7 protein-coding genes are annotated in these 8,744 nt (G+C 65.0%); 4 read left to right on the forward strand and 3 right to left on the reverse strand.

The annotated features are described in order from the left end of the window. From MOV74_RS23355 to MOV74_RS23365, 3 genes are all read left to right on the forward strand, one after another. Positions 1–438, forward strand: a 438-nt coding sequence (locus tag MOV74_RS23355) for a CmcJ/NvfI family oxidoreductase (RefSeq protein ID WP_309486830.1), incomplete at its 5' end; no start/stop codon positions are given. A gap of 99 nt (positions 439–537) precedes the next feature. Continuing rightward, on the forward strand, positions 538–852 hold the full coding sequence (locus tag MOV74_RS23360; protein ID WP_246927582.1) for a septal ring lytic transglycosylase RlpA family protein: 315 nt from the start codon (positions 538–540) through the stop codon (positions 850–852). Between the two features lie 46 nt (positions 853–898). After that, positions 899–2,068 (forward strand): Gfo/Idh/MocA family protein, encoded by a 1,170-nt coding sequence (locus MOV74_RS23365; protein WP_246927583.1) that lies wholly within the window; start codon positions 899–901, stop codon positions 2,066–2,068. Positions 2,069–2,325: 257 nt separating this feature from the next. Here MOV74_RS23365 and MOV74_RS23370 read toward each other — a convergent pair whose 3' ends face one another. The 3 genes from MOV74_RS23370 to MOV74_RS23380 all read right to left on the reverse strand — a co-directional run bounded on the left by MOV74_RS23370 (position 2,326) and on the right by MOV74_RS23380 (position 7,862). Beyond that, positions 2,326–3,636, reverse strand: a complete 1,311-nt coding sequence (locus MOV74_RS23370; protein WP_246927587.1) for an ABC transporter substrate-binding protein — start codon at positions 3,634–3,636, stop codon at positions 2,326–2,328. 231 nt (positions 3,637–3,867) lie between these two features. Continuing rightward, the gene (gene uvrA / locus MOV74_RS23375; protein ID WP_246927589.1) at positions 3,868–6,378 is read right to left on the reverse strand and encodes an excinuclease ABC subunit UvrA; all 2,511 of its coding nucleotides are present in this window, start codon (positions 6,376–6,378) and stop codon (positions 3,868–3,870) included. A gap of 248 nt (positions 6,379–6,626) precedes the next feature. Then, entirely contained in the window at positions 6,627–7,862 is a 1,236-nt protein-coding gene (locus MOV74_RS23380) for an SMP-30/gluconolactonase/LRE family protein (RefSeq protein WP_246927592.1), read from the reverse strand. Positions 7,863–8,179: 317 nt separating this feature from the next. Between MOV74_RS23380 and MOV74_RS23385 the strand changes: the two genes are divergently transcribed. Next, positions 8,180–8,443 carry a hypothetical protein gene (locus MOV74_RS23385; RefSeq protein WP_246927595.1) on the forward strand — a complete coding sequence of 88 codons (264 nt, stop codon included), beginning with the start codon at positions 8,180–8,182 and terminating at the stop codon, positions 8,441–8,443. Positions 8,444–8,744 lie beyond the last annotated feature (301 nt).

Below are 8,744 nucleotides of genomic sequence, written 5' to 3' on the forward strand. Positions count from 1 at the left end.
CGCGTCCATGTCGACCAGACGGCGGTTTCCGGCGCCAACCGCGTGCGCGAGCATCTGCCTGACGAAGCCGAAGAGCTGCTCAAGGGCCGCGTGCAGGTGATCAATCTTTGGCGGCCGATCCGCGGTCCGTTGCGCGATTCGCCGCTGGCGATGGCCGACGGCACGACGGTCGCGCCGGACGATCTGATCGCCTCCGATCTGATCTATCCCAACCGCCGCGGCGAGACCTATTCGGTGAAATACAATCCGAACCACCGCTGGTTCTATTTCCCGGAGATGACGCCGGACGAGGCCCTGCTGCTCAAATGCTATGATTCCGCGACCGACGGCCGCACCCGCTTCGGGCCGCACACCGCGTTCGTCGATCCGACCGCGCCGCAGGACGCCGCGCCGCGCGAAAGTATCGAGGTGCGCACGCTGGTCTTTCACAAACCGTAACAATGTGTGATGGCGCTGCCGGGTGCCGCCCGGCAGCATTTGGAACCTTAGGGAACAAATCCACGTTTGCAGCCGGGCAGGGCCAACCGGGAGGGTTCCGTGCGAGCGCAGACCACCCTATTCTTCTCTCTGGCCAGTTTTTCGCTTTTTGCATTTTCTGTTGCCCATGCCGAAAGCGGGCTCGCCTCCTATTACGGCTATGCGAAAGCCGGCAAAGGCGGCGAGCTGACCTGCGCGCACCGGACGCGCCCGTTCGGCAGCGTGCTCAGGGTGTCCTATGGCAGCCGTTCGATCCAGTGCCGCGTCAACGATCGCGGCCCCTTCATTCGCGGCCGCATCGTCGATCTCTCGGTGCCGGCCGCCCGCGCACTCGGCATGATGAGCGCCGGCGTGGTGCGAGTCTCCGTGGAATAGGCCGGCCCGCGCGCTATAGTGCCCCCGAAAGCGAGGGAGGGGCACCATGGCCAGGATCAGGGTCGGACTTGTCGGCTGTGGCTTCGTGTCGGAGCTGCACATGTATGCGTTCCGGCGCGTCTATGGCGTGGACGTCGAGGTCGCGGCGGTCGCTGCGCGCGGCGATCACGTCGTCGCATTCGCTGATCGCCACAGCATCCCGCGCGTCTATCGCAGCTTTGCCGAGCTGATCGCGGACCGCGAGCTCGACGTCGTCGATATCTGCACGCCGCCCAATCTTCATGCCGAGATGATCGTCGCGGCGATGCGGGCCGGCAAGCATGTGATCTGCGAAAAGCCATTCGCAGGTTATTTCGGCCGTGACGGCGACAAGCAGCCGATCGGCAAGCATGTGCCGAAGGCGCTGATGTATGAGCGCGTGCTCGAGGAGATGGACGCCACCCGCGCGGCGATCGAGCGCACCGGCAAGCTCTTCATGTATGCCGAGGACTGGATCTACGCGCCGGCGGTGACCAAGACCGCGGAGATCCTGAGAGCGACCAGGGACAAGGTCCTGTTCATGAAGGGCGAGGAGAGCCATTCCGGCTCGCATGCGGCCCACGCCGCGCAATGGGCGATGACCGGCGGCGGCTCGCTGATCCGCATGGGCTGTCACCCGCTCTCGGCCGTGCTCTATCTCAAGCAGGTCGAGGCGAAGGCGCGCGGCGAGACCATCCGCGTCGCCAGCGTCACCTGCGATGTCGGCAACGTCACCGCAGGCCTCAAGCCCGAAGAGCGCACCTACATCAAGGCCAATCCCGTCGACGTCGAAGACTGGGGCACGCTCACCGCCACCTTCTCCGACGGCACCAAGGCGACCGTGTTCTCAGGGGACATGATCATGGGCGGCGTGCGCAACCTGATCGAAACCTACACCAGCGGGGGCTCGCTGTTCGCCAACATCACGCCGAACACGCATCTGATGAGCTACCAGACCAGCGAGGAGAAGCTCGCCTCCGTCTACATCACGGAAAAGGTCGACCGCAAAACCGGCTGGCAATATGTCTGCCTCGAGGAAGAATGGACGCGCGGCTACTTGCAGGAGATCCAGGACTTCATGGAATGCGTGGCCACCGGGCGACAGCCGCTCTCCGACCTCGCGCTGGCCTACGAGACGATCAAGGTGAACTACGCGGGGTACTGGGCCGCGGAGGAGGGGCGACGGGTGGTGTTGTGAGGAGGCGCAGCTGCCGCAAGCACGCTGCAATCCTTTTCCCCTTGTGGGAGAAGGTGGCGTAGGCGGCCTTCGGCCGCCGTTCTTAGGAACGCCGAAGCTAAGCTTCGGCTATGGCGCCGGATGAGGGGTTCTCTCCGCGAAGTCAAACGCGAGAGGCTCACGCGCGGAGAGAGACCCCTCACCCGTCTCGCCGCTACGCGGCGAGCCACCCTCTCCCACAAGGGGAGAGGATGCACCGCCCGTGCAGCGTGAACATGTTACGTCCCGTAGGTCGAACCCTTCGGCAACGGAAACACCGGGTCCTGCGTGCGGATATTCGTCGGCCACACCACCGAGATGTGCTGGCCGGCGTTCTGCATCACCACCGGCGTCGAGCGTTCGTTCTGGCCGGATAGCGGCGTGCCCGGCGGGAAGAATTTCACGCCATAGCCCTGGATGGTGCCACCGGCGGGAATGTCGACGTCGAGCGCCGCCTTGCGAATGGCCTCGGGCTCGAAGCTGCCGTACTTCTCCTTGGCCACCGGCAGCACGTTGTTGAGCAGCACCCAGGTCTGGTTGAAGCCCATCGAGCAGTGCGGCGGCACGTCGGTGGCGCCGGTCTTGGCCTGGTAGCGCGAGACCATGGTCTTGATCAGCTCGCCCATGCCCGGCGCAAGCTTGGCGGGATCGAGCAATTGCGCCGGCACCGGATCGATGTTGCAGAAATTGTCGATGTCGGCGCCGAAAGTGGCGCGCAGCTTGTCGAGCTGGCTGTAGCCGGCGCCGGCGCCGAACAGCATCTTGAAGCGCAGGCCGCTCTCGCGCGCCTGGCGCAGGAACAGGGTGATGTCGGGGTTGTAGCCGGCATGTGAGATCACGTCGGCCTTGGCGCGCTTGATCTTGGTGACGAGCACCGAGAGGTCCGGCGCGGAAGCCGAATAGCCTTCACGCAGCACCACCTGAATGCCGGCCTGCCTGGCGTAGGCCTCGTCGGCTGCTGCGACGCCGACGCCGTAGGGGCCGTCCTCGTGGATCAGCGCGACCTTGACGTCCTTGGGATCCATGCCGAGCTTGCCTTGCGCGTGCTCGGCGATGAAGCCGGCAAAGGCCTGGCCGTACTGGTCGGAATGGATCTGCGCGCGAAACACGTATTGCAGGTTCTTGTCCTTGAACACGGCGGTCGAGACCGCGGTCGTGATCCAGAGGATCTTCTTCTGCTGCTCGACCTTCGCCGCCATCGGCACCGCGTGCGCGCTGGAATAGACGCCGTTGATGATGTCGATCTTTTCCTGGCTGATCAGCCGCTCGGCCTCGTTGATGGCCACATCGGCCTTGCTCTGCGAGTCCGCCGCAACGGGGACGATCTTGGTCTTGCCGCCGATGCCGCCCTTCTCGTTGACGAGGTCGATGGCGATCTGTGCGCCGACCGAGGAGGCGACCGAGCCGCCGGCCGCGAACGGGCCGGTGAGGTCGTAGATCAGGCCGATGCGCAAATTCTCGGCCTGCGCCTGGGCCCGTGTCCAATCGAGGCTGAGTGTGGCGGCGGCAGCCGCCGTACCCTTCAGCAGCTGCCTGCGTGAAGTCGGCATCCTATCCTCCCTCAAAACCGTCTTATGATTGGTTGTTGTTTTTTACGAAGTATGGGGAAGGGGATCGTGGAAAGTCAACATGGCGAAAGTCGGGGCCCCGGCAACCGCATATGACGTGTGCGGGTAGGGGGGCCGCCAGTCTCCACGACGTCATGGCCGGGCTTGTCCCGCCTGCGCGGCCGAAGCCGCTTCGGCGAGGCGAAGGCCCGGGCATGACGATGAGGCTGGACGCTACTGCTTGAGGCGGCGCGCCAGATAAGGCGCCGTCTTCCCGCCCGCTTTGGCGACCTGCTCCGGCGGTCCCGATGCGACGATACGGCCGCCCTCGTCCCCGGCGCCGGGGCCGAGATCGATGACCCAGTCACTGTGACTGACGACGTCCATGTCGTGCTCGACCACGACCACGCTGTTGCCGGCGTCCACGATCCGTTCGAGCTGGGCGATGAGCCGCTCGACATCACGTGGATGCAGCCCGGTCGTTGGTTCGTCCAGGATGTAGAGCGTATGGCCCCGTTGCGGGCGCATGAGCTCGGTCGCCAGCTTGATGCGCTGGGCCTCGCCACCGGACAATTCGGTGGCGGATTGGCCGAGGCGGATATAGCCGAGGCCGACCTCGCGGACGACCGACAGCGACCGGTTCAGTGCAGCATCGCCTTCGAAGAAGTCGAAGGCCTCGTCGACGCGCATCGCCAGCACGTCTGCAATGGATTTGCCGCGGATCTTCACCTCGAGCGTCTTGTCGTTGTAGCGGGCGCCCTTGCAGGTCGGGCAGGGCGCGTAGACGCTGGGCAGGAACAGCAGCTCGACGCAGACGAAGCCTTCGCCCTCGCAGGTCGCGCATCGTCCTTTGGCGACATTGAACGAGAAGCGTCCGGCATCGTAGCGGCGGGACTTTGCCTGCGGCGTCGCCGCGAACATCCGCCGCACATGGTCGAACAGGCCGGTATAGGTCGCAAGGTTGGAGCGCGGCGTACGGCCGATCGGCTTCTGGTCCACCACGACGAGGCGGTTCACCTGGTCAAGGCCGGCAACGATCTTGCCGCCGATCGTCTCGACCGTTGGGGTCAGGCCGTCGTCGTCTGCGTCAGTGGCAAGCGAATGGCCGAGATGCGCGGCCACGGTATCGACGAGGAATTGGCTGATCAGGCTAGATTTGCCGGAGCCCGACACGCCGGTGATGCCAGCGATGACACCGAGCGGAATGTCGACGTCGAGGCCGCGCAGATTATTGCGGGCCACGCCCCTGAGCTTCAGATGACCCTTCGGCTCGCGGCGGAATGTCGGCAGCTTCTGTCGTGGATAGGCGAGATAGCGGGCGGTTCGCGATTGCTCGATTTGACCAAGCCCTTCCGGGGGCCCGCTATAGAGAATCAGTCCGCCGCCTTCGCCGGCGTCGGGCCCGACATCGACCAGCCAGTCGGCGTGACTGATCACCTCGATCTCGTGCTCGACCACGAAGATCGAATTGCCGGCGTGCTTCAACCGGTCCAGTGAGCGCAGCAGCGCCTCGGTGTCGGCGGGATGCAGGCCTGCGGACGGCTCGTCGAGCACGTAGACGACGCCAAACAGGTTCGAGCGGACTTGCGTCGCAAGACGCAACCGTTGCAACTCGCCCGGCGACAGCGTTGGCGTGCTGCGTTCGCAGGCGAGATAGCCAAGGCCGAGGTCGAGCAGGACGGTCAGCCGCGCCGACAGATCCTCGCAGATGCGCCTGGCAACGATGGTCTTCTCCGACCTGTCCGTCGAGGCTGTTGCGAATGGCTTGACCAACTCATGCAATTGCTTGAGCGGCAAATGCGACATCTCGGCGATGTCGAGGCCGGCGAACTTGACCTTGAGCGCCTCGGGCTTCAGCCGGGTGCCGTGGCAGGTCGGGCAATCCCGCGTGATCATGAATTGCGCGACGCGGCGCTTCATCATCGCGCTCTCGGACTTGGCGTAGGTCTGCATCACGTAGCGTTTGGCGCCGGTGAACGTGCCTTGATAGCTCGGCTCTTCTTTGCGGCGCAGGGCGCGTTTGACCTCGATGGCGTCGTAACCGGCATAGACCGGAACGGTCGGCTGCTCGTCGGTGAACAGGATCCAGTCGCGCTCCTTTTTGGGCAGCTCCCGCCACGGCTTGTCCACGTCGTAGCCGAGCGTGGTCAGGATGTCGCGGAGGTTCTGCCCCTGCCAGGCGCTCGGCCAAGCCGCGACGGCGCGCTCGCGAATCGTCTTGGTGTCGTCGGGCACCATCGACTTCTCGGTCACGTCGAGCATCCTGCCGATGCCGTGGCAGGTCGGGCAGGCCCCCTCGGGCGTGTTCGGCGAGAATGCTTCCGCATAGAGCATCGGTTGTCCCCGCGGATAATCGCCGGCGCGGGAATAGAGCATCCTGAGCAGGTTCGAGATGGTGGTCACGCTGCCGACGGATGACCGCGTCGTCGGCGCGCCACGCTGCTGCTGGAGCGCGACCGCGGGCGGCAGGCCCTCGATGTCGTCGACTTCAGGGACTTGCATCTGGTGGAAGAGCCGCCGCGCGTAGGGCGAGACCGACTCCAGATAGCGCCGCTGCGCCTCGGCGTAGATCGTCCCGAAGGCGAGCGAGGATTTCCCTGAGCCCGACACGCCCGTGAACACGACGAGCGCGTTGCGAGGAATGCGAACGTCGACGTTCCTGAGATTGTGCTCGCGCGCGCCGCGCACCCGCACGAAGCCGTCATCCTGCATCAGGCCGTCGGATTGTCTTGGTCGATCGTCCATCTCGCCTCCTCCGGCTCCCCGTGAGGGATCAACCGCAGGATCGCAGGATGGGTCCCATGACGCCATGGGGGAGTGCTGTAGAAAGCGGCGGGCGCCGGCGGCTTCGCGGCGCCCTGCTTGATCGTGCTTGGCTCAGTGCCGTAGGGTGGGCAAAGGCGCAGAGCGCCGTGCCCACCATCTCGTCCCGTATCAAAGGGATCGTGGGCACGCTTCGCTTTGCCCACCCTACGATAGCGGTAACTCTCGTCTCAACCGGGCCCTGCGCCTTGCGTCGCGGTGTACACCGCGTAGAGCGACTGGCTCGCCGCCATGAACAGGCGGTTGCGCTTGGGGCCGCCGAAGGTGACGTTGCCACACACTTCCGGCAGGCGGATGCGGCCGAGCAGTTTGCCCTCCGGCGACCACACCGTCACACCGTTATAGCCGACGGCACGCCCGGCATTGCTGGCGGCCCAGACATTGCCGTTGACGTCGCAGCGCAGGCCATCGGGCCCGCACTTCACGCCGTCGACCACGCAATCGCTGAACTTCTTAGGGTTGGAGAGCTTGTTGTCGGCTCCGACGTCGAACACGAAGATCTCGCCCTTGCCGCCGGGGCCGGTGTCGCCCGGCCCCTTGCCGGTGGAGGCAACGTAGAGCTTCTTGTAGTCCGGCGAGAAGCACAGGCCGTTGGGATCGGGCACCTGGTCCTCGGTGACGACGAGGTCGATGCGGCCGGAGGGGTCGATGCGATAGCAATTGGTCGGCAGCTCGCGCTTGCCGGGGGTGAAACCAGCCGGCTGTCCGATCCGCGGATTGAGCTTGCCGCCCGCATTGCTCGGGCCGCCCGCGACGTCAGGCTCGCCTTCGTAGAGCTGGCCGCCATAGGGCGGATCGGTGAACCAGTAGCTGCCGTCGGGATGCGCGACGACGTCGTTCGGCGAGTTCAGCCGCTTGCCTTGATAGGAGTCCGCCAGCACGGTGGCGGTGCCGTCATGCTCATAACGTGTCACCCGCCGCGTCAGGTGCTCGCAGGAGAGCTGGCGACCCTGGAAGTCGAAGGAGTTGCCGTTGGAATTGTTGGAGGGCGTGCGGAACACGCTGACGCGGCCGTCGTCCTCGCTCCAGCGCATCTGCCGGTTGTTGGGAATGTCGCTCCACAACAGATATCGTCCCTGCGCGCTCCATGCCGGGCCCTCGGCCCACAGCACGCCGGTGTACAGGCGCGTGATCGCGGTGTTGGGCTGCGCGAGATCGTTGAAGGAGGGATCGACCGCGATGATGTCGGGGTCCCAGAAATAAGTGGTCGGCGCGCCGCGGGGGCTGAAATCGCGCGGCGGTGTGGTGATGGTGGTCGGCGGTGCGGCGGGTCCGGTCTGGGCCAATGCGGAGCCGGCCCCGGCGATTGTGGCCGCACCGATTGCAAGTCCCTGCACGAGCGTTCGTCGTGAAAGCGCAGCATCCTGGTCACGCTGCTCTTTGTCACGAGCCTCTTGGCGTGTCATCGCGTCCTCCCGATCATGTTCGCTGGCCGGTTGATCCGGCCGAGCAAGGGCGGAGGTTAATGCGGTCCGCAGCCGGTTGCGAGGGGTGGAATCGCATCCTTCACGCGGTGCCGGGTCGCAATCCGGTCATATTCGAATGCACTGGAATTGGACGCGCATTCGGGTCCGCGATGCGCCACCACCAAAGCTCGAAAATGTTCCGCGGGTTTGAGCAATAATTTTCTTGGCGCAAAGCGCGGGGTGCAGCGCGCTCGGTGCCTTGATTTCGCGCGCATTGCCCCGCAGAAACCGTCCGGGGGCGGTGGACGGAGTTGATTGTGGCTGGCGTCATCGTATTGATCGTATTGCTGGGGATCGCGTTTGCGGCCGGTTATTTCACGCGTGAGTTCATCTCCAACAAACGACGTGCGGAAGCACGCCGTTGGCGCGAGTATAACGAGCCGGATTGGCTTCCCGCCAACGCGCCCGCCAACACCAACGAGATCGCGAGCGCCATCCCCGTCATACCCGTGGTCAACGGTGAGCTCGGCCAGATGCTGAACCGTTGGGAGACGAGGGCCCGCGCCCGCCGCGCGGGATAGCTCGAAGTTCTCGTAGCCGTAGCCCGGATGAGCGAAGCGACATCCGGGATTTTTGTGCCTGCCGCATCCAAATCCCGGGTATCGCTTCGCTCACCCGGGCTACGCCGTCGTGCCTGTGTCGGCCTCTGTCAATTCCCTATCGCAAAAATATTCCGCTTTACCGAAATTCGGTTTCGGCGTATGTGTTGCGCATCCTGATCCGGCGAAAGGGGCGGTCGTACGTCGTCACGAGCCGCGGATCGGGGAGCGGTGGACGCGGCAGCGTCGTGCACGAGAGGTGGGAGCAGGGCGGGCGAACCCC

Source organism: Bradyrhizobium sp. SHOUNA76 (assembly GCF_023006445.1).
GTDB lineage: Bacteria > Pseudomonadota > Alphaproteobacteria > Rhizobiales > Xanthobacteraceae > Bradyrhizobium.

What these genes read in the sequence shown, in the direction of transcription:
- MOV74_RS23380 (WP_246927592.1), bottom strand. Translation starts at nt 7,862, where the DNA reads ATGACACGCCAAGAGGCTCGTGACAAAGAGCAGCGTGACCAGGATGCT.
- MOV74_RS23370 (WP_246927587.1), bottom strand. Translation starts at nt 3,636, where the DNA reads ATGCCGACTTCACGCAGGCAGCTGCTGAAGGGTACGGCGGCTGCCGCC.
- MOV74_RS23365 (WP_246927583.1), top strand. Translation starts at nt 899, where the DNA reads ATGGCCAGGATCAGGGTCGGACTTGTCGGCTGTGGCTTCGTGTCGGAG.
- uvrA (WP_246927589.1), bottom strand. Translation starts at nt 6,378, where the DNA reads ATGGACGATCGACCAAGACAATCCGACGGCCTGATGCAGGATGACGGC.